The sequence below is a fragment of the Kribbella sp. NBC_00382 genome, assembly GCF_036067295.1.
Lineage (GTDB): Bacteria > Actinomycetota > Actinomycetes > Propionibacteriales > Kribbellaceae > Kribbella.
Window position 1 is genome coordinate 6,303,500 of record NZ_CP107954.1, and the last position, 23,728, is coordinate 6,327,227.

At 68.7% G+C, this 23,728-nt stretch carries 26 protein-coding genes; 14 read left to right on the forward strand and 12 right to left on the reverse strand.

Going from position 1 to position 23,728, the window contains the following annotated elements:
• The 3 genes from OHA70_RS29960 to OHA70_RS29970 all read right to left on the reverse strand — a co-directional run bounded on the left by OHA70_RS29960 (position 1) and on the right by OHA70_RS29970 (position 4,372).
• The gene (locus tag OHA70_RS29960) at positions 1 to 909 is read right to left on the reverse strand and encodes a DUF929 family protein (protein WP_328323134.1); all 909 of its coding nucleotides are present in this window, start codon (positions 907 to 909) and stop codon (positions 1 to 3) included.
• Between the two features lie 146 nt (positions 910 to 1,055).
• The gene (locus OHA70_RS29965; RefSeq protein ID WP_328323136.1) at positions 1,056 to 3,170 is read right to left on the reverse strand and encodes a 3-hydroxyacyl-CoA dehydrogenase NAD-binding domain-containing protein; all 2,115 of its coding nucleotides are present in this window, start codon (positions 3,168 to 3,170) and stop codon (positions 1,056 to 1,058) included.
• Positions 3,167 to 4,372 carry a thiolase family protein gene (locus tag OHA70_RS29970; RefSeq protein WP_328323138.1) on the reverse strand — a complete coding sequence of 402 codons (1,206 nt, stop codon included), beginning with the start codon at positions 4,370 to 4,372 and terminating at the stop codon, positions 3,167 to 3,169. The genes OHA70_RS29965 and OHA70_RS29970 overlap by 4 nt, the downstream gene beginning before the upstream one ends.
• A gap of 246 nt (positions 4,373 to 4,618) precedes the next feature.
• Between OHA70_RS29970 and OHA70_RS29975 the strand changes: the two genes are divergently transcribed.
• From OHA70_RS29975 to OHA70_RS29985, 3 genes are read left to right on the forward strand one after another with little or no spacing between them, the layout of a single operon-like run.
• Positions 4,619 to 5,209 (forward strand): hypothetical protein, encoded by a 591-nt coding sequence (locus OHA70_RS29975; protein ID WP_328323140.1) that lies wholly within the window; start codon positions 4,619 to 4,621, stop codon positions 5,207 to 5,209.
• A gap of 10 nt (positions 5,210 to 5,219) precedes the next feature.
• On the forward strand, positions 5,220 to 5,894 hold the full coding sequence (locus OHA70_RS29980) for a dienelactone hydrolase family protein (RefSeq protein WP_328323142.1): 675 nt from the start codon (positions 5,220 to 5,222) through the stop codon (positions 5,892 to 5,894).
• 8 nt (positions 5,895 to 5,902) lie between these two features.
• The gene (locus OHA70_RS29985; protein WP_328323144.1) at positions 5,903 to 6,391 is read left to right on the forward strand and encodes a glutathione peroxidase; all 489 of its coding nucleotides are present in this window, start codon (positions 5,903 to 5,905) and stop codon (positions 6,389 to 6,391) included.
• A 65-nt stretch (positions 6,392 to 6,456) separates the two neighbouring features.
• On the opposite strand, the gene OHA70_RS29990 is transcribed toward OHA70_RS29985, so the two are convergent.
• Positions 6,457 to 7,845, reverse strand: coding sequence for an MFS transporter (locus OHA70_RS29990; protein ID WP_328323146.1), 1,389 nt, complete (start codon positions 7,843 to 7,845; stop codon positions 6,457 to 6,459).
• Positions 7,846 to 8,023: 178 nt separating this feature from the next.
• Here OHA70_RS29990 and OHA70_RS29995 point away from each other — a divergent pair, with 178 nt between their 5' ends.
• Positions 8,024 to 8,608 carry a helix-turn-helix domain-containing protein gene (locus OHA70_RS29995; protein WP_328323148.1) on the forward strand — a complete coding sequence of 195 codons (585 nt, stop codon included), beginning with the start codon at positions 8,024 to 8,026 and terminating at the stop codon, positions 8,606 to 8,608.
• Positions 8,609 to 8,619: 11 nt separating this feature from the next.
• Here the strand turns inward: OHA70_RS29995 and OHA70_RS30000 are convergent, their stop codons facing one another.
• The gene (locus tag OHA70_RS30000; protein WP_328323150.1) at positions 8,620 to 9,909 is read right to left on the reverse strand and encodes an HRDC domain-containing protein; all 1,290 of its coding nucleotides are present in this window, start codon (positions 9,907 to 9,909) and stop codon (positions 8,620 to 8,622) included.
• Entirely contained in the window at positions 9,906 to 10,508 is a 603-nt protein-coding gene (locus tag OHA70_RS30005) for a DUF3000 domain-containing protein (RefSeq protein WP_328323152.1), read from the reverse strand. The genes OHA70_RS30000 and OHA70_RS30005 overlap by 4 nt, the downstream gene beginning before the upstream one ends.
• Before the next feature lie 83 nt (positions 10,509 to 10,591).
• Here OHA70_RS30005 and hemE point away from each other — a divergent pair, with 83 nt between their 5' ends.
• The 5 genes from hemE (at position 10,592) to OHA70_RS30030 (ending at position 14,761) form a co-directional block, all read left to right on the forward strand.
• Complete coding sequence (gene hemE / locus OHA70_RS30010) at positions 10,592 to 11,677, forward strand: uroporphyrinogen decarboxylase (RefSeq protein WP_328323154.1); 1,086 nt, start codon at positions 10,592 to 10,594, stop codon at positions 11,675 to 11,677.
• A gap of 25 nt (positions 11,678 to 11,702) precedes the next feature.
• Positions 11,703 to 12,179, forward strand: a complete 477-nt coding sequence (locus OHA70_RS30015; RefSeq protein ID WP_328323156.1) for a GNAT family N-acetyltransferase — start codon at positions 11,703 to 11,705, stop codon at positions 12,177 to 12,179.
• Between the two features lie 12 nt (positions 12,180 to 12,191).
• Positions 12,192 to 13,595 carry a protoporphyrinogen oxidase gene (gene hemG / locus OHA70_RS30020; protein ID WP_328323158.1) on the forward strand — a complete coding sequence of 468 codons (1,404 nt, stop codon included), beginning with the start codon at positions 12,192 to 12,194 and terminating at the stop codon, positions 13,593 to 13,595.
• Between the two features lie 84 nt (positions 13,596 to 13,679).
• On the forward strand, positions 13,680 to 14,381 hold the full coding sequence (hemQ, locus tag OHA70_RS30025) for a hydrogen peroxide-dependent heme synthase (protein ID WP_328323160.1): 702 nt from the start codon (positions 13,680 to 13,682) through the stop codon (positions 14,379 to 14,381).
• A 2-nt stretch (positions 14,382 to 14,383) separates the two neighbouring features.
• Complete coding sequence (locus OHA70_RS30030) at positions 14,384 to 14,761, forward strand: VOC family protein (protein WP_328323162.1); 378 nt, start codon at positions 14,384 to 14,386, stop codon at positions 14,759 to 14,761.
• A gap of 1 nt (position 14,762) precedes the next feature.
• On the opposite strand, the gene msrB is transcribed toward OHA70_RS30030, so the two are convergent.
• Positions 14,763 to 15,182 (reverse strand): peptide-methionine (R)-S-oxide reductase MsrB, encoded by a 420-nt coding sequence (msrB, locus tag OHA70_RS30035; RefSeq protein WP_328323164.1) that lies wholly within the window; start codon positions 15,180 to 15,182, stop codon positions 14,763 to 14,765.
• A gap of 120 nt (positions 15,183 to 15,302) precedes the next feature.
• On the reverse strand, positions 15,303 to 16,895 hold the full coding sequence (locus OHA70_RS30040) for a M4 family metallopeptidase (protein ID WP_328323166.1): 1,593 nt from the start codon (positions 16,893 to 16,895) through the stop codon (positions 15,303 to 15,305).
• Between the two features lie 160 nt (positions 16,896 to 17,055).
• On the opposite strand from OHA70_RS30040, the gene OHA70_RS30045 reads away from it, so the two are divergent.
• A complete protein-coding gene (locus tag OHA70_RS30045; protein WP_328323168.1) occupies positions 17,056 to 18,126 on the forward strand; it encodes a DNA polymerase domain-containing protein in 1,071 nt (356 codons plus the stop codon).
• Here OHA70_RS30045 and OHA70_RS30050 read toward each other — a convergent pair.
• Positions 18,118 to 18,873 carry an SDR family oxidoreductase gene (locus OHA70_RS30050; RefSeq protein ID WP_328323170.1) on the reverse strand — a complete coding sequence of 252 codons (756 nt, stop codon included), beginning with the start codon at positions 18,871 to 18,873 and terminating at the stop codon, positions 18,118 to 18,120. The genes OHA70_RS30045 and OHA70_RS30050 overlap by 9 nt on opposite strands.
• 181 nt (positions 18,874 to 19,054) lie before the next feature.
• Complete coding sequence (locus OHA70_RS30055; protein ID WP_328323172.1) at positions 19,055 to 19,873, reverse strand: SURF1 family cytochrome oxidase biogenesis protein; 819 nt, start codon at positions 19,871 to 19,873, stop codon at positions 19,055 to 19,057.
• Positions 19,874 to 19,942: 69 nt separating this feature from the next.
• Between OHA70_RS30055 and moaA the strand changes: the two genes are divergently transcribed.
• The gene (gene moaA / locus OHA70_RS30060; protein ID WP_328323174.1) at positions 19,943 to 20,959 is read left to right on the forward strand and encodes a GTP 3',8-cyclase MoaA; all 1,017 of its coding nucleotides are present in this window, start codon (positions 19,943 to 19,945) and stop codon (positions 20,957 to 20,959) included.
• 65 nt (positions 20,960 to 21,024) lie between these two features.
• Here moaA and OHA70_RS30065 read toward each other — a convergent pair whose 3' ends face one another.
• Together OHA70_RS30065 and OHA70_RS30070 are read right to left on the reverse strand one after the other, a co-directional pair.
• Positions 21,025 to 21,231 (reverse strand): hypothetical protein, encoded by a 207-nt coding sequence (locus tag OHA70_RS30065; RefSeq protein ID WP_328323176.1) that lies wholly within the window; start codon positions 21,229 to 21,231, stop codon positions 21,025 to 21,027.
• Positions 21,232 to 21,439: 208 nt separating this feature from the next.
• Positions 21,440 to 21,763: a DUF3099 domain-containing protein gene (locus OHA70_RS30070; RefSeq protein WP_328323178.1), complete on the reverse strand. Its 324-nt coding sequence runs from the start codon at positions 21,761 to 21,763 to the stop codon at positions 21,440 to 21,442.
• A gap of 73 nt (positions 21,764 to 21,836) precedes the next feature.
• On the opposite strand from OHA70_RS30070, the gene OHA70_RS30075 reads away from it, so the two are divergent.
• The 3 genes from OHA70_RS30075 to fabI all read left to right on the forward strand — a co-directional run bounded on the left by OHA70_RS30075 (position 21,837) and on the right by fabI (position 23,727).
• Positions 21,837 to 22,049, forward strand: coding sequence for a dodecin (locus OHA70_RS30075; protein WP_270130378.1), 213 nt, complete (start codon positions 21,837 to 21,839; stop codon positions 22,047 to 22,049).
• 176 nt (positions 22,050 to 22,225) lie between these two features.
• The gene (fabG, locus tag OHA70_RS30080) at positions 22,226 to 22,930 is read left to right on the forward strand and encodes a 3-oxoacyl-[acyl-carrier-protein] reductase (protein WP_328323182.1); all 705 of its coding nucleotides are present in this window, start codon (positions 22,226 to 22,228) and stop codon (positions 22,928 to 22,930) included.
• 20 nt (positions 22,931 to 22,950) lie between these two features.
• Positions 22,951 to 23,727, forward strand: coding sequence for an enoyl-ACP reductase FabI (fabI, locus tag OHA70_RS30085; RefSeq protein WP_328323184.1), 777 nt, complete (start codon positions 22,951 to 22,953; stop codon positions 23,725 to 23,727).
• Position 23,728 lies beyond the last annotated feature (1 nt).

Sequence of the window (23,728 nt, forward strand, 5' to 3'; positions counted from 1 at the left end):
TCAGCTCTTCTTCTCGAGCTTGCTCGCCGCTGCCTTGACCACGTCCGTCGAGCAGACGGCGGCGGGCTGGTTGTTGGTCAGCGCGCAGATGGCCGCGGTGTAGACGTTGGCCGAGCCGTCGACCGCCTTGGCGATCGGGCTGCTCGCGTCCTTCAGCGCGTCGGCGATCTCGGCCTGGGTCTTCCCGGCCAGGATCTCCGGCGAGTACGTCGCGCCGGAGCCGACGAACTTGCCGCCGAGGTCGACGAACGGGATCGAGCCGCCGCTCTGCACGTAGGGCGGCTGGTTGAACGTCGAGAAGGTCTTCTGGTCCTCGGCGGTTGGCGTGTCCAGCGGCGCGTACTGGCCGTTGACCTGCTCGTTGGTGGTCGTCTCGACGCCGGTGAAGGCGAGGTACTGGCTGGTGTAGGTGGCGCCGTGGAAGGACAGCGTCGCGGTGTTCGGGAAGACGTCGGCGGAGGCCGAGTGGGTCGTGCCGAGGTTCTTGAAGGTGCCGAAGCGGGAGAGCGCGACCGTGACGGGCCAGCGCTCCGCGGCGCAGTACGGGCAGAACTCGGCGCCGATGTAGAGCACCTTCGGCTTGCCGCCGGCGGTCAGGGCCGGGGCGGTGATGGCTGAGGGAGAAGCGTTCACGGCGCCGGTGCCGACCGCGGCGAAGGTCTCCGGCGGGATGCCGGCCAGCGTGGAGATGAGGTTCGTGTCGGCCGTACCGGAGGGTCCGGCGGCTTCGTCCTTCTTGCCGCCACCGGCGAGGCGGACGGCGACGAGCCCGCCGATCACCACGATGACCACCACGACGGCGCTGACTGCGATCAGCAGCTTCCTGCGGCGCTCGGCCCGCGCCTGCTCGGCGGCCAGTGCGGCCGCCCGCTCGCGAGCCTGAGACTTCTGTTCCACGCGCTTGCTCATGTTCTCCCCAGCTCTGGTTCAGTCCACCAGGGACAACTGCCGACAAACCAAAGAAGTTCCGCGCGACATGTTGCAAACCCGAGAAAGTTGCTGGGGGCCGGACCGGGCTTCCGGCGCCGGACCGACCCCCAGCAGTTCAGGTGGTACTACGCGATGCTTGCGACGCCCTTCGCCAGGAAGCGCTTGCCGTTGGTCTTCTCGGCGATGCCGCTGCGGTCCAGGTACGGCGTGATGCCACCGAGGTGGAACGGCCAGCCCGCGCCGAGCAGCAGGCACAGGTCGATGTCCTGAGCCTCCGCGACCACGCCCTCGTCGAGCATGATCTGGATCTCCTCGGCCAGCGCCGACAGCACCCGGGTCCGGAGCTCCTCGGCCGTCGACGGCTTGTCGCCGACGGTCACCAGCGCCTCGACCTCCGGGTCGACCGACGGCTTGCCCTCGGCGCTCCAGACGTAGAACGAACTCTTGCCCGCGGCAACTACCTTGGCGAGGTTCGCCGACACCGCGAAGCGATCCGGGTACGCCCGGTTCATCGTCTCCGCGACGTGCAGCGCGACCGGCAGCCCGACGAGCTGCAGCAGCACGAACGGCGGCATCGGCAGACCGAGTGCCGAGAGCGCCTTGTCCGCCTCGGGAATCGGCGTGCCCTCGTCGACCGCCGCGCTGACCTCACCGAGGAAGCGGGTCAGCAGCCGGTTCACCACGAAGGCCGGCGCGTCCTTGACCAGTACGCAGGACTTCTTCAGCGTCTTGCCGACCGCGAAGGCCGTCGCGAGCGAGGCGTCGTCGGTCTGGTCCGCGCGGATGATCTCCAGCAGCGGCAGGACCGCGACCGGGTTGAAGAAGTGGAACCCGACGACCCGCTCCGGGTGCTCCAGATCGGCCGCCATCTCGGTGATCGACAGCGAGCTGGTGTTGGTCGCGAGGATCGCGTCCGGCCGGACGATCTTCTCCAGGTCGGCGAAGATCGTCTTCTTCAGCTGCAGCTCCTCGAAGACCGCCTCGATCACGAAGTCGGCGTCGGCGAAGACAGCGCGATCCACCGAACCGGTGACGAGCGCCTTCAGCTGGTTGGCCTTGTCCGGCCGGATCCGGCCCTTGCCGAGCAGCTTGTCGATCTCACCGTGCACGTAGCCGACACCACGGTCGACCCGCTCCTGGTCGAGGTCCGTCAGTACGACGGGAACCTCGAGCCGGCGCGCGAACAGCAGCGCCAGCTGACCGGCCATCAGACCGGCGCCGACGACACCCACCTTGGAGACCTTGCGGGCCAGCGACTTGTCCGGCGCACCCGCCGGACGCTTGGCGCGCTTGTTGACCAGGTCGAAGGCGTAGAGGCCGCTGCGCAGCTCCTCGCTCATGATCAGGTCGGCGAGCGCCTCGTCCTCGGCGGCGAAGCCACGGTCGCGGTCGTTGTCCTTGGCCGCCGCGATCAGATCCAGGGCCCGGTACGGCGCCGGCGCCGCGCCGCTCACCTTGAGGTCGGCGAACGCCTTGCCGCGGGCAACCGCCGCGTCCCAGGCTTCGCCCCGGTCGATCTCGGGCCGCTCGACGACGATCTCGCCGGTCAGCACCTTGCTCGCCCAGATCAGCGACTGCTCCAGGAAGTCGGCCGAGTCCAGCAGCACATCGCCGATGCCGAACTTGACCGCCTCGGGACCGCTGAGCATCTTGTTCTGGTTCAGGGCGTTCTCGACGACGACCTTGACGGCCTTGTCCGCGCCGATCAGGTTCGGCAGCAGGAAGTTGCCACCCCAGCCCGGCAGCAGTCCGAGGAAGACCTCGGGCGTCGAGATCATCCCGGCCGCGACCGAGACCGTCCGGTACTGCGCGTGCAGCGCCACCTCGAGGCCGCCACCAAGAGCGACCCCGTTGACGAACGCGAACGACGGCTTGCCGCCATCGAGCAGCTTGCGCATCACGCCGTGCCCGATCTTGCCGAGGTTGAGCGCCTGCTCCCGCCCGGCCAGCTTCGGTACGCCGCTGAGGTCCGCGCCCGCCGCGAGGATGAACGGCTTGCCGGTGACACCGATCGCGACGACGTCCTCACGAGCCAGTGCGGCGTCGATCGCCTTGTTCAGCTCGGCCAGACCCTTGGGGCCGAAGGTGTTCGGCTTGGTGTGGTCCTGGCCGTTGTCGAGGGTGATCAGGGCCAGCGTGCCGGCCTTGTTCGGCAGGACGACGTCGCGGCTCGGCGCCAGCGTGACGAGCTCGTCGTTCTCGATCGCCACGGCCTCGTCGATGAGGTCTTGCAAGCTCATGCCTTGTTCCCCTCGAAGTTCGGGTTCTCCCAGATGACGGTCCCGCCCATGCCGAGGCCGACGCACATCGTGGTCAGGCCGTACCGGACCTCGGGGCGCAGCTCGAACTGCTTGGCCAGCTGGGTCATCAGCCGGATGCCGGACGAGGCCAGCGGGTGGCCGTACGCGATCGCGCCGCCGTACGGGTTGACCCGTGGGTCGTCGTCGGCGATGCCGTAGTGCTCGAGGAACGCCAGCACCTGGACGGCGAACGCCTCGTTCACCTCGAAGGCCTGGATGTCGTCGATGGTCAGGCCGGCCAGCTTCAGCGCCTTCTCGGTCGCCGGTACCGGGCCGAAGCCCATCACCTCGGGCTCGACGCCGACGAAGCCGTACGAGACCAGCTTCATCTTCGGCTTCAGGCCGAGCTCCTCGGCTGCCTCGGCCGACGTCAGCAGGGCAGCTGTTGCGCCGTCGTTGATACCGGCCGCGTTGCCCGCCGTGACCCGGCCGTGCGGGCGGAACGGGGTCTTGAGCTTGGCCAGGTCCTCCAGCGTGGTGCCCGGGCGCATTGGCTCGTCGGCGGTCGCCAGGCCCCAGCCGTGCTCGGCCGAGCGGATCGCGATCGGGACCAGGTCCGGCTGGATCAGGTCGTTCGCGTACGCCTTGGCGGCGCGCTCCTGGGACAGTACGGCGAAGGCGTCGGTCCGGGCCTTGGTGATGCTCGGGTACCGGTCGTGCAGGTTCTCCGCGGTGGAGCCCATCACCAGCGCGCTGGTGTCGACGAGCTTCTCGGAGATGATCCGCGGGTTCGGGTCGACGCCCTCGCCCATCGGGTGCCGGCCCATGTGCTCCACACCGCCGGCGATCACCACGTCCTGGGCGCCGAAGGCGATCCCGGAAGCGAGCGTGGTCACCGCCGTCATGGCGCCGGCGCACATCCGGTCGATGGCGTAGCCGGGGGTGGTGTTCGGCAGGCCGGCCAGCAGGGCCGCGGTCCGGCCGATGGTCAGGCCCTGGTCGCCGATCTGGGTGGTGGCCGCGATGGCGACCTCCTCCACCTTCTCGGGCGGCAGCGACGGGTTGCGCCGGAGAATTTCCCGGATGCACTTGATCACCAGATCGTCGGCGCGCGTCTCGGCGTACAGGCCGGTGGCCTTGCCGTTTCCGAACGGGGTGCGAACGCCGTCGACGAAGACGACATCGCGGATCTCACGGGGCACGAGGCCCTCCTCTGGGTTCCAGGAGTGGGAGCACCCCCGATGCTACCCGCCGGTAACACTTCACCCCAACCCGCCACGCCTGTGCCGCTGCTCACAAGCCGATTCGAGTGACCCGTGGCGTCGGCGGGGTTTCGGGCGCATTCTGGGACGAGGAGCGTCTCAGGAGCCGCAATGAATAATTTCGAGCTTGCTGTCCCGGTTCTGTCGCGGGGCAAACATCGCAACCCTCGCAAGGGTGCCTGCTTCATGGAGTTCGCCTCGTACCTCGCGGGCGAGCCCTGGTCGGATCACCCGGCCTGTACCCATCCACTGCTGGCCGGAGTGGCCCGCGACGTCAACGACTGCACCACGGACGCAGGGCGGTCGCGCCTGGCTCCGATGATCCCCTCGGTGATCGGGCTGGTCCCGGAGGACCCGCACGTCGTACCGATGGTGACGGCGATCTGCATCCAGCACGCGTTGCCAGTGGTGTCGCAGGAGCGGCAGTACATCCTGGCGGTCGCACTGCTGGTGGGGGAGCGCCACCTGGCCGCGCTGGACGGCCGCCCGCTCGACAGTCTGCGGCCTGAGGCTCAGGAGGCGCTGGACGGAGTACCGGCGGCTACCAAGTGGGCCAGGACCTTCACTGCCCGGCCACACCGCGGTACTCCGGACTTCGAGCGCCGGACGGCTCCACGGGCTGTCTCGTGTGCCGTGGAGGGCATTTCGCAGGCCTGCGTGTCCAACCCGGACGAGCGGCTCTATGAACTCCTTCGAGCAACCATCGCGGAGTCCGAGCGCTGGATGCCTGCGCCGGTAGCCCCGGTGTCGCAACGGGAGACTGTAGAGGCGAAGTAGGCTCCAAGGTGTGACCTTGGAGATTGATACCGGCTCAGGGTTGATGCCGGCACACGAGTGGGGACCTGCCAACGGATCCGGGCCCGGCATCCTGCTGCTGCAGGAGATCTTCGGGATCTCCGACTACATCAAGCAGCGGGCCGAGGACCTGGCTTCACTCGGGTACTACGTGATCGCACCGGAGATCTACTGGCGCCTGGACAATGCCGAGCTAGACGAGTCGGGTCCGGACCTGCTGGGCCAGGCGGTCGGGCTGATGCAGCAGGTCGACTGGCCGACCGCCGTGTCGGACTCGGTGGCCGCGCTCGACTACCTGCGCAGTCGTGAACAGGGCGTCGGCATCGTCGGGTTCTGCTTCGGCGGGGGACTGGCCTTCAATGTGGCCGCCGTGTCGTCTCCCGACGTACTGGTGAGCTACTACGGCTCCGCCCTGCCGCAGTTGCTGGAGCTCGCTCCCGACGTCGACACGGTCAGCCTGCATCACTTCGGTGACGCCGATGACTACCTGACCGACATCGACAAGCTCGTCGAGGCCCTTGACGGTCCCGAGAACGAGATCTACCGCTATCCCGGAGCCGGGCACGCCTTCGACAACCCGATGCCCGCCTTCCACCACGCCGCGGCCTCAGCCCTCGCGTGGAGCCGTACCGAAGACTTCCTCAACCGCCACCTGCCAACCGCTTAAGGATTTTGATGAGCCTGTACGACATTCCGCTGCAGACCCTGTCCGGCGCCGACACCTCGCTGGCCGAGTACAAGGGCAAGGCCGTGCTCGTCGTGAACGTCGCCTCCAAGTGCGGCCTCACCCCGCAGTACGAGGGCCTGGAGAACCTGCAGAAGCGCTACGAGAGCCGCGGCTTCACCGTGCTCGGCGCGCCCTGCAACCAGTTCGGCGGCCAGGAGCCCGGCACCGCCGAGGAGATCGAGACCTTCTGCTCGACGACGTACGGCGTGACGTTCCCGATGCTCGACAAGCTCGAGGTCAACGGCGACGACCGGCACGCCCTGTACTCCGAACTGACCCTGACCCCCGACGCGGAAGGCGCCGCCGGCGACGTCCAGTGGAACTTCGAGAAGTTCCTCCTCACCCCCGAGGGCACCGTCGCCGCCCGCTTCCGCCCGCAGACCCTCCCCGAGTCGGACGAGGTCATCACCGCAATCGAATCCCAGCTCCCGGCCTGATCGTCCCGAGGCTCGGCGTCCCGGCGCCGAGCCTCGCTGCGTCAGCGCCCTCTGCCTCGCCGGCGTCAGCCTCGTGGCTGGATTCGGGTGCTGTTGATTGCCGCGACCAGGAGCAGGGCCGCGGCCGATCCGAGGCTGATCCGCAGCCCGGTGAGGAAGGTGTCCGGGTTGGCGATCAGGGCGCCGAAGACGGCGATGGCGACTGCTCCGCCGATCTGGCGGAAGGTGTTGAACACGGCGCTGGCGGTTCCTGCCCGCTCGGCCGCGACACCTTCGAGCACGACTCCGGTGATCGAGGGCATCGCCAACGATCCGCCGGCGCCGATCGGCACGACGCAGAGGGCGGTCACGACCGGCGACTCCAGCGGTGCCGAGACGAGCAGGGCCAGGAGTCCGGCGGTCATCGACAGCAGCCCGGCCACGACCGGGACCCGCGCTCCGAACCGGTTGGTGATCGGGCCACTGGCGAGGTTCCCGGCGATCGCGAAGAAAGCGGAGGGCAAGAACGCCAGCCCGGCGTGCAGCGGCGACAATCCGAGGTGCTGCTGGAGGTACAGGCTGACGACGAACACGTTGCCGTAGTTGCCGACCATGAAGGCGAACCCGACGGGCAGGGCCAGTCGGAAGCCGCGCGCCCGGAACAGTTCCAGCGGCATCATCGGGTGCCGGCCACGGGCCTGAACGGCCAGGAAGGCGGCGAGGGTGATCACGGCGCTCGCGAGCGCGGCGACGACGGCGGGATGGGTGAACCCGCGATGGCCGCCTTCGATGAGTCCGTAGACCAGGGTGGACAAGGCAACGACGGCGAGGATCTGGCCGGCCCAGTCGAACCGGGACGGTCGGGTGGGCGAGGCGGCCACCGCGACCAGGAAGGCGACCATGCCGACGCAGACGGGCAGGTTGATCGTGAAGACCCACCGCCAGTCGAGAGTCGTGAGCAGCCCGCCGAGAGGTTGTCCGACCAGTCCGGCGACGGCGCCGCCGACCGCCCAGACGCCGAGCGCACGGGCTCGGCGGCGTGGGTCGGGGAACGCTTCACGCAGCAGGGCCATCGACGCCGGCAGCATGATCGCGGCGGCAGCGCCTTGCGCACAGCCGGCGGCGACCAGTACGCCGATCGTGGGCGCGGCCGCACAGGCGGCCGAGGCCAGTCCGAACCCGACGATGCCCGCGCCGAGAGCCTTCTTCGCGCCGATCCGATCCGACAGGTTGCCCGCGAACAGCAGCAGCGCGGCGAACAAGAGGGTGTAGCCGTCGATCGTCCACTGCTGGCCGGTCGTTCCGCCGCCGAGCTCGGTCCTGATCCGGGACAGGGCGACGTTGACGATCGAGATGTCCAGCGTGATCAGGAAGAAGCCCAGTGAGGCGATCGTGATGACGATCCGCGCATGCGGCGCATCCGGGATGGCTGCGTCCTCGGTCGGGCGGCTCGGCTCTGCGTCGGTACGTGACAAGGCATTCCGCTCTGCGCACAGTTGCGCGGTCGGTCTCGATACATCAGCTCGCGTACCGAGTCTCCCAAATTCGCTCGCGACAAGGCAGGTACTGCGATTACCCCGGTTCATGTCCGCACAGTGCGGCTGGGCTCCCTAGAGCTGCAACATTGGTTGCTGTTTCTGGGACAGTGGGTGGATGGGCGAACAACCGGCGTACCAGGCGGTGCTTGACGAGGTGGGGGAGCGGCTGCGGCGGTTGCGGGCGCAGCGGGGGATCACGCTGGCGGTACTGGCCGAGACGACCGGTATTTCGAAGAGCACCTTGTCGCGGCTGGAGTCGGGCCAGCGTCGGCCGAGTCTGGAGTTGCTGTTGCCGCTCGCAACGGCGTACCGGGTGCCGTTGGACGAACTGGTCGGGGCTCCCGAGGTGGGTGATCCCAGGGTGCAGTTGAAGCCGCATAAGTCGGCGAGCGGGGAGACGTTCGTGCCGCTGTCCCGTGCGCCGGGGCCGCTGCAGGCGTACAAGCTGATCGTTCCGGATCGCGGGACCGAGCCGAAGCTCCGCAGCCACGAGGGTTATGAGTGGCTGTACGTGCTGCACGGACGGCTGCGGGTGGTGCTCGGCGAGCATGACGTCGTGCTCGGGTCCGGCGAGGTCGCGGAGTTCGACACAAAGGTCCCGCACTGGTTCGGCAGTGCGGACGGCCGGCCGGTGGAGGTGCTCAGCCTGTTCGGCCGGCAAGGCGAACGCATGCACGTCCGCGCGAAAACCACCGACTGAAAGCGCAGAAGCTAGGGAGCCTCGGGCTCGGTCGGTTCCAGCGGCGCACTCGGGGCGGCCTCGGTCGCGAGGGCGTCGGTGAGGACCTCGGCGGTGAGACCGATCTGCCAGTCGCGGGCGTTGTGTTCGCGCAGGAACGTCGACACCGCCGTGAGGTCCGCGTCCGCTGGCGGGGTCCAGGCGAGCCGCCGGATCGTGTCGGGGGAGAGCAGGTTCTCCGTAGGCAGTCGGTGCGATTCGGCGATCTCGCTGACGGCCGAGCGCGCTGCCGACAGCCGAGCGGCCGCGTCGGGGTCGCGATCCGCCCAGGCGCGAGCCGGTGGCGGTCCGTCGTACCGGGGGCCTTGCTTGGGGAGCTCGCTGTCGGGCAGGCGGCGAGCGTGGTCGATCGCCTCCCACCAAGTGCGCATGTGGCGATGAGCGCCGCGCCCCTTGAAGGCGGTCAACTTCTGCAACGTGTCGCGATCGACCGGCATCGCGGCGGCCGCCTCGACGATGGCCGCGTCCGGCAGGATGCGGCCGGGGGAGATGTCGGCGGACTCGGCGATCTGGTCGCGCGCTTCCCACAACGCCCGTACCACGGCCAGGCTGCGGCGGTTGCGGACGCGGTGCATGCCCGACGTCCGTCGCCACGGATCCGGCTTGGGCTCACGCGGCGGAGCGTTCAGGATCGCGAGGAACTCCTGCTGCGCCCACTCCCACTTGCCCTCGCGGCGCAGCTCGGCCTCGATCGCGTCGCGCAGCTCGATCAGCATCTCGACGTCGAGCTGGGCGTAGATCAGCCACGGCCCGGGCAGCGGACGCGTCGACCAGTCGGCCGCCGAGTGCTCCTTGCGCATCTTGTAGCCCAGTACTTCGCTGACGAGCGACGCCAGCCCGACCTTGGGGTAACCGAGCAGCCGGCCGGCCAGCTCGGTGTCGAAGACGGTCTGCGGGACCATCCCGACCTCGGCCAGGCAGGCCAGGTCCTGGTTCGCCGCGTGGATGATCCACTCCGCGTCGACGATCGCGTCGCCGAGCGAGGACAGGTCGCCGAACGGGATCGGGTCGACCAGCGCCGAGCCGGAACCCTCCCGGCGCAGCTGGACCAGGTACGCGCGGTGCGAGTAGCGGTAGCCGGAGGCCCGTTCGGCGTCGACGGCCACCGGGCCGGTGCCGGAGCGGAAGGCTTCGACGACCTCGGCCAGGGCCGGGTCGGTATCGATCACGTCGGACAGTCCGTCGCGCAGTTCGAGCAGAGGCTGTTCCTCGGCCGGGTCGTCCGGCACGGGCGGCTGCTGCTGGGTCTCGGCCGGGCTCATCGGCCCCGCTGACCGCGCCGGGTCGGCATCGCGACCACCCCCGGCGGTACCGGCGGGAGTCCCGCCGCCGTACAGAGCACCTCGCCCCAGGCCTCGGCATGGTGACTCACGTCGACCATCCCGTCCGGTCCGGGGACAGGACTCCAGGACGCACGGATCTCGATCTCAGCCGTCGCGTCGTCATCGGCCATCCCGCCGAAGCTCTCGGATACCACCCTCGTGACGGTACCGCTCGGGGCCAGGTACTCCGCGCCCCGGTCGGCCAGTGCCTCCATCAGCCAGGTCCAGCCCACGCCACCGAGCAGCGCGTCCGTCACCATCTCCGGTTCGACGGCGGCACGCACATACGCGACACAGCGGAAGGTCGACTGCCAGGCGTCGTTCCCCGCGGGGTCGTAGAGGACGACCAGCCGGCCGGTGGCGACATCATCGCCATCGACCGTCACGTCAGCGCTGACCGCCGCCGCATGCGGTGCGATCCGCTGCGGTGCGGGCATCTCCTCGACGAACACCTCGGGCCGGAACCGGGCCTCACGCAACTGAGTGAGGGCCTCGGCGAACTCCGCGGGTGGCGCGTCGACCTGCTTGCGGGCACCCATGCTTCGCAGCCTACGACTGATTACTCACCGACGCCGGTGACGACGCGCCGGTGACAGGTTCCGGGCATGGGATCATCGGACCTGTGCCCGTGACGCAACCTGCCCAATCACCCACCGCTACCAGTGCCCTACCGGAGTCCGCCTTCCTGCGGGCCGCCCGGGGTGAACCGGTCCCGCACACGCCTGTCTGGTTCATGCGCCAGGCGGGTCGCTCGCTGCCGGAGTACCGGGCGATCCGCGAAGGCACGACGATGCTCGAGTCCTGTATGCGGCCCGACCTCGTCGTGGAGATAACGCTGCAGCCGGTACGCCGTTACGGCGTCGACGCGGCGATCTTCTACTCCGACATCGTGACGCCGCTGAAGTCGACCGGCTTCGGTGTCGAGATCAAGCCCGGTGTCGGCCCGGTGGTCGCGGACCCGATCCGGGACCTGGCCGGTCTGGATGCGGTTCGGCCGGTCACTGAGGCCGACGTTCCGTACATCATCGAGTCGGTGCAGGAGCTGGTGTCGCAGCTCGGTGGGACTCCGTTGATCGGGTTCGCCGGGGCGCCGTTCACGGTCGCGTCGTACCTGGTCGAGGGTGGGCCGAGCAAGGACCACGCGAAGACGAAGGCGCTGATGCATGGCGACCCCAAGCTGTGGCACGCGCTGGCGGATCGGCTGGCGGATGTGGCGATCGCCTATCTGTCGGTGCAGATCGAGGCGGGTGCGTCGGCGGTCCAGCTGTTCGACTCGTGGGCCGGCGGGTTGTCGGCGCGCGACTATGCGGAGTTCGTGCAGCCGCATTCGGCGAAGGTTTTTGCTGCACTCGAGCAGTACGGCGTACCGCGGCTGCACTTCGGGGTGAACACGGGCGAGCTGCTCGGGCTGATGAGCGAGGCCGGCGCGGATGTCGTCGGTGTTGACTGGCGAGTGCCGCTGGATGAGGCCGTACGCCGGATCACCGCGGCCGGCGGTTCGCCGAAGCCGGTCCAGGGCAACCTCGACCCGGCCCTGCTGATCGCCGGCTGGGACGCCATCGAGCCCGAGATCGACCGCATCCTGGCCGAGGGCAAAGCCGCCCCGGGCCACATCTTCAACCTCGGCCACGGCGTCCCCCCGACGACCGACCCTGACGTCCTCCACCGAATCGTCAAGGCGGTCCAGGAGAAGTCCGCCCGTGGTTGATGGAGGTCTGCCGGGCGGAGCTCGGTTGGAGCGTCTACGGGTTGAGCACGGACCGGCGCTGCTGGCGTTCGAGGTGGAGAACCGGGCGTACTTCGCCGGCTTCATCTCCGATCGTGGGGATGCGTTCTTCGCGGAGTTCGATGAGCGGCTGGCGGCTCTGCTCGGGTATCAGGCGGACGGGACGGATCATCCTCATGTCTTGGTCACTGACTCGGGTGAGGTGGTCGGCCGGGTGAATCTGGTCGATGTGACGGACGGGTCAGCCGAGCTCGGGTACCGGATCGCGGAGAAGGCGGCCGGGAAGGGGCTGGCGACGGCGGCCGTGCGGGAGGTCTCTGCGCTGGCGGCGGGGGAGTACGGGCTGCGGGAGTTGCGGGCAGGGACGAACCTGGACAACGCGGCCTCCCGGGCGATTCTCGAGCGGACCGGATTCGTACCGGTCGGGGAGCGGGACTACGGCGGCCGGCCGGGGATCGAGTACGTGCTGGCTTTGACCGTCTGATCTGATGGGGCTGTGGAGCGTCGTTCGGTAGTTGTCGTCGGTGGCGGGATCAGTGGGCTGGCTGCGGCACACGCGTTGGCGAGTGGACCCAACCCGCCGAAGATCACCGTGCTGGAGTCGTCGCCACGCCTCGGCGGGAAGCTGGCAGGAGCCGAGCTGGAAGGCGTCCCGGTGGACCTCGGTGCGGAGTCTGTACTCGCCCGCCGGCCCGAAGCTGTCGAGCTGATCAAGGCCGTGGGGCTGGGGGACGACCTGGCGCACCCGGCAACGACCTCGGCCGGGCTCTGGATCGGCGACCGCATCCGCGCCATCCCGCCGACGGTCATGGGCGTACCGACCGACTCCTCATCGACGGTCGATGTCCTCGGCGAGGAGGCGGCCGAGGTGGTCGCGCACGAGCCCGAGCTGGCGGCGCCTGCGTTGACGGAGGACGTCGCGATCGGACGGTTCGTCGCCGAGCGGATGGGTGCAGCCGTCTCCGACCGGCTCGTCGACCCGCTGCTTGGTGGGGTCTACGCCGGCCGTGCCGAGGAGATCTCGCTGGCGGCCGCAGTACCGGAGCTGTACGCCAAGCTGAAGACGGCTCCGAGCTTGCTGGCGGCAACGGCCGAGTTGCGGGAGATCGGCCAGCGCCGCAACACACCTGGCGCACCTGTCTTCGCAGGCATCGTCGGAGGCATCAACAGGCTGATCACCGCCCTAGAAGCCGAACTGGTGGCCCGCGGTGTCCACATCCAGCGCAGCGCGACCGTACGCCGGATCCGCCGCACTCCAGACGGCTACGAGCTGGAGTCCGGCCCAGTGCCCGCTCCGACCTTCCTCAAGGCCGACGCGATCGTCATAGCCGTCCCCGCAGCCCCGGCGGCCCGCATGCTCGCCGACGTGGTCCCGCAAGCCTCTACCGAGCTCGCAGCCATCCAGTACGCGAGCATGGCGATCGTCACCCTCGCAGTACGCAAGGCGGACTGGCCGGCGGGTACAACCGGCTCCGGCTTCTTGGTGCCGTCCGTCGAGGGCCGCACGATCAAGGCGTCGACCTACTCCCACGCCAAGTGGCAGTGGTCCGCCGATGCCGGGGGAGACCTCGCGGTACTCCGCTGCTCCGTCGGCCGCCTCGGCGAGGAGTACGTGCTCCAGCGGTCGGATGAGGAGCTCGCAGCCCTCGCAGCCGCCGACCTACGAGCCGCCATAGGCCTTCAGGCGCCCGTAGTCGGTTCCTTGGTGACCAGGTGGGGTGGTGGGCTTCCGCAGTACGCCGTGGGGCACCTGGACCGCGTTGACCGGGTAGAGGCGGCCGTTGCTGGTCAACCTGGGCTGGCCGTGTGCGGAGCGGCGTACCGGGGTGTTGGGATCGCTGCCTGCGTCGCCAGTGCTGGAAAGGCGGCAAGCCAGGTGCAAGCGCATCTGCGCAGGTGATTCCCGCGGGTAGTGACTGTTGTCACGAAGAGTAGGAGCAACCCGGGTGCACGCTTGGGCGGATCCATTGGTGACAATGGCTGGGTGACCGAGACGAAGCCGAAGGCGCGCGAGCTGAACAATGTGATCCGCTACACCATGTGGTCGGTGTTCAAGGTGGAGACGCCGCTCGGTGAGGCCGATCGCGAGGAGCTGGCGGCGGAGCTCGAGGAGGCGCTGGGCAAGCTCGGTGCCGACGAGGATGTGGTGATCCGCGGCTGGTACGACGTGGAGGGCTTCCGCGCCGACGCCGACTTCATGGTCTGGTGGCACGCGCCGACGTCCGACGCGCTGCAGAAGGCCTACCACCAGCTGCGTCGCTCGCGGCTCGGGCGGCACCTCGCGCCGATCTGGTCGCAGTTCGCACTGCACCGGCCGGCCGAGTTCAACAAGAGCCACATCCCGGCGTTCCTGGCCGACGAGGAGGCGCGGGCTTACATCTGCGTCTACCCGTTCGTGCGGTCCTACGAGTGGTACCTGCTGCCCGACGAGGAGCGCCGGTTCATGCTCGCCGAGCACGGCAAGATGGCGCGCAGCTACCCCGACGTCCGGGCGAACACCGTGGCGTCGTTCGCGCTCGGCGACTACGAGTGGATGCTCGCCTTCGAGGCCGACGAGCTGCACCGGATGGTCGACCTGATGCGTGACCTGCGGGCGTCGACGGCTCGTCGCCACGTGCGCGAGGAGGTCCCCTTCTACACCGGCAAGCGGACCGACCTCGGTGACCTGATCGCGAACCTGGCCTGACGATGGAGCGCAAAGCCTTCCCGGTCCTGTACGTCACCGACGTCCGCCGGTCACTCGAGTTCTACGCCCTGCTCGGCTACGAGTCCCGGTACCAGTTCCCGCTGGAAGGCGATCCACACTACGTCGGCCTCGAACGCGGCGACTCCTCGCTGGGAATCGCCGACGCCAACTGGCCCGAGGCCCAACTCGGCATCACCGTCGGCACGGCGCCCCGCTTCGAACTCTTCGTCTACGTCGACGACGTCGAAGCCACCGTGGAGACCTTCCGCACGGCCGGCCACCCGATCCTCCAGCAGCCGGCCACCATGCCCTGGGGTGAACGCCAGGCCTACGTCTCCGACCCGGACAACAACCCGGTCGCCCTGGCCACCCCGATCTGAGTTACTCCGCGGGAGCCAGCGCGAGGCTGACGGAATTGATGCAGTAGCGGAGGTCGGTGGGGGTGCCGTAGCCCTCGCCTTCGAAGACGTGGCCGAGGTGGGAGCCGCAGTTCGCACAGCGGACCTCGACGCGCTTCATGCCCAGGTCGTGGTCCTCGATGTACTCGACCCGGTCCTCGGCGAGCGGGGCGAAGAAGGACGGCCAGCCGCAGTGCGAGTCGAACTTGGTCTCGCTGCGGAACAGCTCCGCGTCACACGCGCGGCACTTGTAGACGCCGATGGTCTTGGTGTCGGTGTATTCGCCGGTGAACGGACGCTCGGTACCGGCCTTGCGAAGGACCTGGAACTCCGCGGGAGACAGCTTCGCGCGCCACTCCTCGTCGGACTTCTGTACTGCGTACTGCCTGGTGCTCTCTGTCATGTCCCCATTATCGGCGGCCGGTCAACCAAAACCCCGCGCTGTCCGCCGACGTAAGCGTGCCGCAATCGCCGGGGCCTGTCCGCCCCAGTGGGACAGGCCCCGGCGATGCGGCAGCTCACCTCAGTTGACGCTGACCGCCGTCCAGGCAGTCGCCACGGCGGCCCGCTCGGCGCTGGCGGCGCCGTACAGGTCGGTGGCCGCGTTGAGCGTCGCGACCCGCGCCTGGGCGTACGTCGTACCGGTGGTGAAGTACGTCGTCAGTGCCCGGTACCAGATCTTGGCGGCCTTGGCCTCCGTGATCCCGTTGAAGGTCGACCCGGTGCAGCTGCTGCCGTTGTGCGGCAGACCGCCGATGGTCTTGGGGCCGGTGCCCTCGGAGAGGAGGTAGAAGAAGTGGTTCGCCACCCCCGAGGAGTAGTGGACGTCCAGGTTGCCGGTGCCGGACGTCCAGCAGTCGACCGAGTTGCCGTCCTTGCTCGGCTTGTCCATGAACCGCAGGGCCGGCCGGTCCTTCATGATCTCTTCGCCGATGTAGTAGTCGCCCGGGTCGTTGGCGTTGTTGGAGTAGAACTCCACCGCGGTCCCGAAGATGTCACTGGTCGCCTCGTTCAGGCCGCCGGACTCACCCGAGTAGGTGAGGTTCGCGGTCGCCGAGGTGACGCCGTGGGACATCTCGTGACCGGCCACGTCGATCGAGACGAGCGGACCTGCCACGACGTTGTCGCCGTCGCCGTACGTCATCTTCTTGCCGTCCCAGAAGGCGTTCACGTAGTTCGTGCCGTAGTGCACCCGGCTCGGGACGCCCTTGCCGTCGTTGAAGATGCCGTTCCGGCCGTGGATGTTCTTGTAGTAGTCGAACGTGGTCGCCGCGCCGTAGTGGGCGTCCACCGCGGCCGAGGCCCGGTCCGTGTTCAGGCCGGTACCCCAGTGGTTGTCCGCGTCGAGGAACTTCACCGCGACCGGGCAGCCCAGCCCGAACAGCTGGCACAGGATCGAGTCGGTCTTGTTCTGCGCGTCGAGGGTGGTCCCGCCGCCGCGCACCGTGTCGGTCAGGTTGAACCCGCCGGTCACGGCCGTGGTGTCGATCGGCACCGTTCCGGAGTACAGGCTCTTGCCGTCACCGGTGACCGTCTCGATGTGCTGCTCGCTGACGAGCTTGGCGCCGGTCAGTGCGTCGATCGTCGTGGTCACATTGCTGGGTGTGCCATCGGCCTGCGTACCGCCGCTGGTGACCAGGTAGGCGAGCCGTGGAGCTCCCTTGCGGGCCTCGATGACCAGGGACGGCTTGCCTTCGGCCTTGAGGCCGCCGGCGACTCCCTTGGCGAGTGCGGTGGCGGTGCTGACCTTGGGCGTCCGGCTGACGTTCGCCGACTGGGTGAGGGTCTGGCTGACGCCCTTGAGGGCGCCGTCCTTGGCCTGGTGCATGACGAGGTCGCCACCCAGGACCGGCAGACCACCGATCGTCCGGTCCATCCGGACATGGCTGGTGCCGTCGGCGTCCAGGATGACGTCCTTCACGACGAAGGCGTCGGCGCCGGTGGCTCTGAGCGTGCCGAGATTCCCAGGGATCGCAGCCTTGGCCCGGGCGACCGCTGCGGCTGGGGTGGTGCCCGGGTCGGCCTTCGGTGCGCCGGTGGCGGTACCGGCACCGAGCCCTAGGGCGGTTGCGGTCGCCACTGCGGTAGCAGCGGCGAGCAGGGCGGATTTCTTCATCCTCGTGCTCCTTCAAGAGTGTCCCGGGGGCCTCACGCCCCAGGAACGAGGTGCGGGTACGTTACCGCTCGGTCACCTAGGGTGGCCAGGGGTTGAGAAAACTTCCCTTTTCCGTGGGCCTCACGGCATTTGGTCCCCGCCGACCGGTAGCGTCCCGAGCATGGCGGCGACCAAGGCAATCGAGCTGGAGATCGCGGGGCGGACCGTCCGGGTGAGCAATCCGGACAAGCCGTACTTCGCGGACCGTGGACTGACCAAGCTGGACATCGTGAACTACTTCGTCGCGGTCGGCGACGGCATCCTGGGCGCGCTCCGGGACCGGCCGACCACCCTGGAGCGCTGGCCCGGCGGCTGGTTCGAGGGCGCCAAGCTGTCGACCCGGATGGACAACAAGGGCGACGCGTTCTACCAGAAGCGGGTCGCCAAGGGCGCGCCCGAGTGGGTCGAGACGGCGACGATCAAGTTCCCCAGCGGCCGGCCCGCCGACGAGGTCTGCCCGACCGAGTTGGCCGTCGTCGCCTGGGCGGTCAACCTCGGCACCCTGACCTTCCACCCGTGGCCGGTCCGCCGCCCTGAGCTCGACTCGCCGGACCAGCTCCGCATCGATCTCGATCCTCAGCCAGGTACGGACTTCAAGAGCGCTGCGGTCGTAGCGCCGGTACTACGTGAGCTGCTGGCCGAGCATGGACTGGAGGGGTACCCGAAGACGTCGGGCGGTCGCGGCCTGCACGTGTACGTCCCGATCGAACCGCGCTGGGACTTCATCCAGGCACGCCGGGCCGTCATCGCGGTCGGTCGCGAGTTGTCCCGCCGGATGCCCGACCAGGTCACGGTCAACTGGTGGAAGGAGGAGCGTGGCGAACGCGTCTTCATCGACTACAACCAGATGGCCCGCGACCGCACGATCGCCTCGGCGTACTCGGTCCGCCCCAACGCCCGGGCCCGCGTCTCGGCGCCGCTGCGCTGGCAGGAGGTGTCCGAGGTGGTACCGGACGATTTCGACGTACTGACGATGCCGGCCCGCTTCGCCGAGGTCGGTGACCTGCATGCGGCCGTCGGCGAGAAGGCGTTCTCGCTCGAGTCGCTGCTGGAGCTGTCCGCCAAGCACGAACGCGACTTCGGCGAGGGCGACATGCCGTACCCGCCCGAGTACCCGAAGATGCCGGGCGAGCCGAAGCGGGTCCAGCCGTCGAAGGACCGCGACAGGCCCAAGGATGAACCGTCAGAGTGAGCGGAGCGCGCCGCCGTCGATCGGGATGATGGCGCCGGTCAGGTAGGACGCGGCGGGGGAGAGGACGAAGGCGGCCACCCGGCCGAATTCGTCCGGGTTGCCGTAGCGGCGCAGCGGGATCGCCTTCTCCGCGGTACGCCGGGCAGCGTCCGGGTCACCCGTCTTGCCGTCGAGCTCCTTCAGCCGGTCGGTCGCGATCCGGCCGGGCATCAGCCCGTTGACGCGGACCCCTTTCGGGCCGAGCTCGTCGGCGAGGGTCTTGGCGACCATCGCGAGCCCCGGCCGCAGCCCGTTGGAGATCGCCAGTCCCGCGATCGGCGCCTTCACCGATGACGAGAGCACGAAGGCGATCGAAGTACCGTCGGTGCCCGCGCGGGCGACCGAGCGGGCGATCCGCAGGCCGCCCAGGAAGACGCTGTCGAAGGCTGCTCGCCAGTCGTCCTCCTCGGTGTCCATCGCCGTGCCGGGCCGGGGGCCGCCGACACTGATCAGGGCGCCGTGCAGGGCACCCCACTTGGCGACCGCGGTCGCGGCCAGCCGCTCGGCGCTCTCCGGGTCGGCGTTGTCGACCGGGATGCCGACGACGTTCTCGCCGAGCTCGGCCGCCGCCCGGGAGATCGACTCCTCGTTGCGGCTGGAGATCACCAGCCGGGCACCCTCCGCGGCGAGGGCTTTCGCGGTGGCGAAGCCCAATCCACCGCTGGCGCCGGTGACGATGTAGATGCGATCGCGCAGTCCTAGGTCCACGGCTCCATCCTGCCTGACGCCGGCTGATCTCGCCGCCGAGCGCGCCACGACGGGTGGCAACGATCTCACCCAATGGAACGCTGTCTCACCGCAAGGTCGTTGCCGCCAGCGTCAGACGCCCGATCACCGTCTGTACAAGGCCCGACACGCCGGTGGTAGCCAGAGGCAACGGCAATCGGTACTACGGACCGTCCGCGCCTGATCGCGATCCGGCCGTCGTCGTTGCAGGGGGCAACGACTCCTCGGGACTCCCGGACTCACTTTCTGTACTGGCGTTGTCACCCGTCACGTCGCGCCGGGAGAAGTAGACCAGCCCGCCGATCGCCAGCAGCGCGAAGAAGAACCACTGCAGCGCGTAGAAGAAGTGCGGCCCGTCGTCGATCTCCGGCCCAGGAAACCCGTCGAAGGCCGGATCAGCGGCCGGAGTCTGCTGCGTCACCGTCATGTAGCCGTCGTACAGCGTCAGGCCGAGTACAGGGGCGAATTCGGGCCCGTTGATGAGCCGGGCGGTCCCGTTGTCCGGCGTACCGCCGTTGGTGTGCCCACCACGCTCGCTCCGGCGGAGCCGACCGGTCACGGTGACCTCGCCGGTCGGCGCCGCCGGGATGCTGCTGGGAGCCAGCTCGCCGCCCTGCTTCGGCAGGAAGCCGCGGTCGACCAGTACGGCGCTGCCGTCGCTCAGCATCAACGGCGTGACGATCTCGAACCCGGGCCGGTCGTTGATGTTCCGGTACCGCATCACGACCTGCTTGCTGGAGTCGTACCGTCCCGTGGCGACCGCCGTCCGCCAGTCGTGCTGCTCGCCGATCACCCGTTGCGGCCCGACGATCTCGGCCAGCGGCGCCGGCGGAGCGGCCAGGTTGGTCCTGGTGACCTCGTTGCGCGCCTTCCGGGCGTCCAGCCGATGCAGCTGCCATCGGCCGAGCTCCACACACACCCCGGACAGGAGGAGGATCACCAGCGCAGTGGCGATCCACCGGACATTCATCAGACGACGCACAGCTCGAACTTAAGCCATCCACCGAAACGCCCGGCCGTCGGCTGCTGGCTGCGACGTAAGCTGGGCCGGATGACAGCGCCCAGCACGACCCAGACAGGCCTGGCCGACAGCTACGGCCGGGTCGCTACCGACTTGCGCGTGTCCCTTACGGACCGCTGCAACCTGCGCTGTACCTACTGCATGCCCGAAGAGGGCCTGGACTGGCTCGGCAAGCCTGAGCTGCTGACCGACGACGAGATCGTCCGGCTGATCGAGATCGCCGTCACCCGCCTCGGTGTCGACGAGATCCGCTTCACCGGCGGTGAGCCGCTGCTGCGCCGGGGCGTGGTCGACATCGTCACCCGTACTGCGAAGCTGGAGCCGCGACCGCAGTTGTCGATCACCACGAATGGGATCGGCCTGTCCCGGCAGGCGAAGGCGCTCCGCGAGGCCGGCCTGGACCGGGTGAATGTGAGCCTCGACACGATCCGGCCGGACACCTTCAAGGAGCTGACCCGGCGCGACCGGCTGAAGGACGTACTGGAAGGGCTTGCGGCGGCTCACGAGGCCGGTCTGACGCCCGTGAAGGTGAACGCGGTCCTCATGCGCGGCGTGAACGACGACCAGGCGCCGGAGTTGCTGCAGTTCTGCCTCGACCACGGTTACGAACTGCGGTTCATCGAGCAGATGCCGCTGGACGCCCAGCACGGCTGGAGCCGCGACCAGATGGTGACCGCGGACGAGATCCTCGAACTGCTCGGCGAGCGCTTCACGTTGTCGCCGACCGATGCGGCGACCCGTGGCAGCGCGCCGGCCGAGTCCTTCACGGTCGACGGCTACGCGACGACCGTCGGCATCATCGCGAGCGTGACGCGACCGTTCTGCGGCGATTGCGACCGGGTCCGGCTGACGGCCGACGGTCAGGTCCGCGATTGTCTGTTCGCGAGGACCGAATCAGACCTCCGTACGGCGTTGCGCGACGGCGCCGACGACGAGGAACTGGCCGACCGCTGGCGGCGCGCGATGCGCGGCAAACTGCCCGGCCATGGCATCAACGACCCGAGCTTTCTGCAGCCGGTCCGGCCGATGTCCGCGATCGGCGGCTGACCTTTCTAAACCGGAAATTTACTTTTTCCGGTGTAACGCAGACCGGCGTCCCAGTAAGGGGCGCGTTAGGGCCGCGGGAAAGCCTCGACCTCGCGCAGGAAAGAACGCGCGCCGAGGAAGTCGGACAGGCTCTGCTTGTGGTCGTCACAGGCCAGCCAGGTCTTGCGCCGGTCGGGGGTGTGGATCTTCGGGTTGTTCCACAACAGCGCCCAGGTGGCCGGTTGGCCGCATCCCCTTGCAGAGCAGGTGGACGGGATGGCTTCTTCGCTCACAGCTGGGTCTCCTGGGGGGCATTGCGGTCGGCACAGGCAATTGTTCCTGACCACTCAATAATCAATAGCCTGGGCAAAATGAAGCGACGTCGGACAGCCACGGGGGGAGCCGTCCGACGCCGCATCAAGTCTCTGAATTCCAACCGTGAACTTCAGAGCACGCAGATTCTGACACGGATCCGTCGTGAGAATCCAGTCCCGACGCAGATCACTTTTCGGTGTCGTGATCCGGACCGAGTTCGGGCCGGGCCGGCGGCACGTAGACCGCGGCTCCGGACACTGCTTTCGTCCGCCGCGCATTGGCCAGTACGACGGCCACCGACGGCAGGAAAACGGCCCCGACGAGCAGGATCCAGCGCCACGGCGACGGGGTGATGACGGCGGCGACGAAACACACCACCCGCAGCGACATCATCCAGGCGTACCGGAAGATCCGGCTCTCCAGGTCCTCCGACCGGCCGGGCTGCGCGCTGGTCACCGAGATGACCTCTGCTTCTGCCCGCTCTCGAGCCCGCTTACTGCGCTGTGACATCTATTCTCCTCACCAACACCCAACGGTACGCCGGTGCAGAAGTTCCGGCGCACCCAGGCGAAGGGGAACAGTCATGACCGATCGGACCTACCGCGTCACCGAACTCGTCGGCACCTCCAAGGAGGGCGTCGACGCGGCGATCACGAACGCGATCAGCCGGGCCGGCGAGACGCTGCGGCACCTGGACTGGTTCGAGGTGACCCAGATCCGGGGCCACATCGTCGACAACGCGATCGACCACTACCAGGTCGGCCTGAAGGTCGGCTTCCGCCTCGAGGACTCCTGACCCCCACCCACCTGTTCATTCGCCCCGTTTTCACCCGCCACGCCGAGCCGCTGAGGCCCGCGAGCCTGTAGAGCGGGTGAAAACGGGGCGAATGAACAGGTGTGGGGGTGGGGGAGATAACGTTCGTGCGGCAGCGCCGTACAACGGCTGGAAGCACTTCTGTGAGGAGATGGAACGTGGCGAGATCGGTACTGGTCACCGGGGGCAACCGGGGCATCGGCCTGGCCATCGCGACCGCCTTCAAGGAGGCGGGCGACCAGGTCGCCATCACCTACAACAGCACCGAGCCGCCGGAGGGCTTCCTCGCCGTCAAGTGTGATGTGACCGACACCGCGCAGGTGGAGGCCGCGTTCGACACGATCGCGGCCGAGCACGGCCCGGTCGAGGTACTGATCGCGAACGCCGGCATCACCCGCGACACGCTGCTGCTGCGGATGTCCGACGACGACTGGGACGCCGTCATCCAGACGAACCTGACCGGTTCGTTCAAGGTCGCCAAGCGCGCGGCCAAGGGCATGCTGCGGCTGCGCCGGGGCCGGATCGTCTTCATCTCCTCGGTGGTCGGCATGCTCGGCTCACCCGGTCAGGTGAACTACGCCGCCAGCAAGTCGGGTCTGATCGGGATGGCCCGTTCGATGGCCCGCGAGCTCGGCAGCCGTGGCATCACCACCAACGTGGTCGCGCCCGGTTTCGTCGAGACCGACATGACCGCGGTACTGCCGGAAGAGACCCAGCAGCAGTACCTGAGCCAGATCCCGCTCGGCCGGTTCGGCCTGACCGAGGAGATCGCCAACGCCGTGCGCTGGTTGTCGTCGGACGAGGCCGGGTACATCACCGGCGCGGTGATCCCGGTCGACGGCGGCATCGGCATGGGCAACTAACTACTTTTAGAAGAAAGGGCATGCCGGTGGGCATCCTCGACGGCAAGCGGATCCTGGTGGCGGGCGTGACGCTCGACTCCTCGATCGGCTTCGCGACCGCCAAGGTGGCGCAGGAACAAGGCGCCACGGTGCTGATCTCGAACTTCGGCCGGGCGCTGAACATCACCAAACGGATCGCCGGCCGGCTGCCGGTCACGCCGCCGGTGATCGAGCTGGACGTCACCGACGAGGAGCACCTCGCGGCGCTGCCCGACGCGATCCGCGAGCACGTCGACGGCCTGGACGGCGTCGTGCACTCCATTGCCTACGGCAACCCCGAGACGATCCTCGGTGGCAAGTTCCTCGAGGGTCCGTGGGACGACGTATCGCGCGCGGTGCACGTCTCGGCGTACAGCCTGAAGTCGCTCGCGGTGACGTGTGCTCCGCTGATGAGCCGGGGCAGCAGCGTCGTCGGGCTGACCTTCGACGCGTCGGTCGCCTGGCCGGGCTACGACTGGATGGGGGTCGCGAAGGCGGCGCTCGAGTCGACCTCGCGCTACCTGGCGCGTGACCTCGGCGCGCAGGGGATCCGCTGCAACCTGGTCTCAGCCGGTCCGCTGAAGACGCTGGCCGCGAAGGCGATCCCGGGCTTCGAGAAGTTCGAAGGACCGTGGCTGGACCAGGCCCCGCTGGGCTGGGACCCGTCCGACCTCGAACCGACCGGCAAGACGATCGTTGCCCTGCTCAGTGACTTCTTCCCCTCCACCACCGGCGAGATCATCCACGTCGACGGCGGCTTTCACGCGATGGGTGCCTAGC

Excerpts from the sequence above, each read along its gene's own strand:
- OHA70_RS29960 (WP_328323134.1), bottom strand. The coding sequence starts at position 909 with ATGAGCAAGCGCGTGGAACAGAAGTCTCAGGCTCGCGAGCGGGCGGCC.
- OHA70_RS29965 (WP_328323136.1), bottom strand. The coding sequence starts at position 3,170 with ATGAGCTTGCAAGACCTCATCGACGAGGCCGTGGCGATCGAGAACGAC.
- OHA70_RS29975 (WP_328323140.1), top strand. The coding sequence starts at position 4,619 with ATGGAGTTCGCCTCGTACCTCGCGGGCGAGCCCTGGTCGGATCACCCG.
- OHA70_RS29985 (WP_328323144.1), top strand. The coding sequence starts at position 5,903 with ATGAGCCTGTACGACATTCCGCTGCAGACCCTGTCCGGCGCCGACACC.
- OHA70_RS29995 (WP_328323148.1), top strand. The coding sequence starts at position 8,024 with ATGGGCGAACAACCGGCGTACCAGGCGGTGCTTGACGAGGTGGGGGAG.
- OHA70_RS30000 (WP_328323150.1), bottom strand. The coding sequence starts at position 9,909 with ATGAGCCCGGCCGAGACCCAGCAGCAGCCGCCCGTGCCGGACGACCCG.
- OHA70_RS30005 (WP_328323152.1), bottom strand. The coding sequence starts at position 10,508 with ATGGGTGCCCGCAAGCAGGTCGACGCGCCACCCGCGGAGTTCGCCGAG.
- OHA70_RS30030 (WP_328323162.1), top strand. The coding sequence starts at position 14,384 with ATGGAGCGCAAAGCCTTCCCGGTCCTGTACGTCACCGACGTCCGCCGG.
- msrB (WP_328323164.1), bottom strand. The coding sequence starts at position 15,182 with ATGACAGAGAGCACCAGGCAGTACGCAGTACAGAAGTCCGACGAGGAG.
- OHA70_RS30040 (WP_328323166.1), bottom strand. The coding sequence starts at position 16,895 with ATGAAGAAATCCGCCCTGCTCGCCGCTGCTACCGCAGTGGCGACCGCA.
- OHA70_RS30045 (WP_328323168.1), top strand. The coding sequence starts at position 17,056 with ATGGCGGCGACCAAGGCAATCGAGCTGGAGATCGCGGGGCGGACCGTC.
- moaA (WP_328323174.1), top strand. The coding sequence starts at position 19,943 with ATGACAGCGCCCAGCACGACCCAGACAGGCCTGGCCGACAGCTACGGC.
- OHA70_RS30070 (WP_328323178.1), bottom strand. The coding sequence starts at position 21,763 with ATGTCACAGCGCAGTAAGCGGGCTCGAGAGCGGGCAGAAGCAGAGGTC.
- OHA70_RS30075 (WP_270130378.1), top strand. The coding sequence starts at position 21,837 with ATGACCGATCGGACCTACCGCGTCACCGAACTCGTCGGCACCTCCAAG.
- fabI (WP_328323184.1), top strand. The coding sequence starts at position 22,951 with ATGCCGGTGGGCATCCTCGACGGCAAGCGGATCCTGGTGGCGGGCGTG.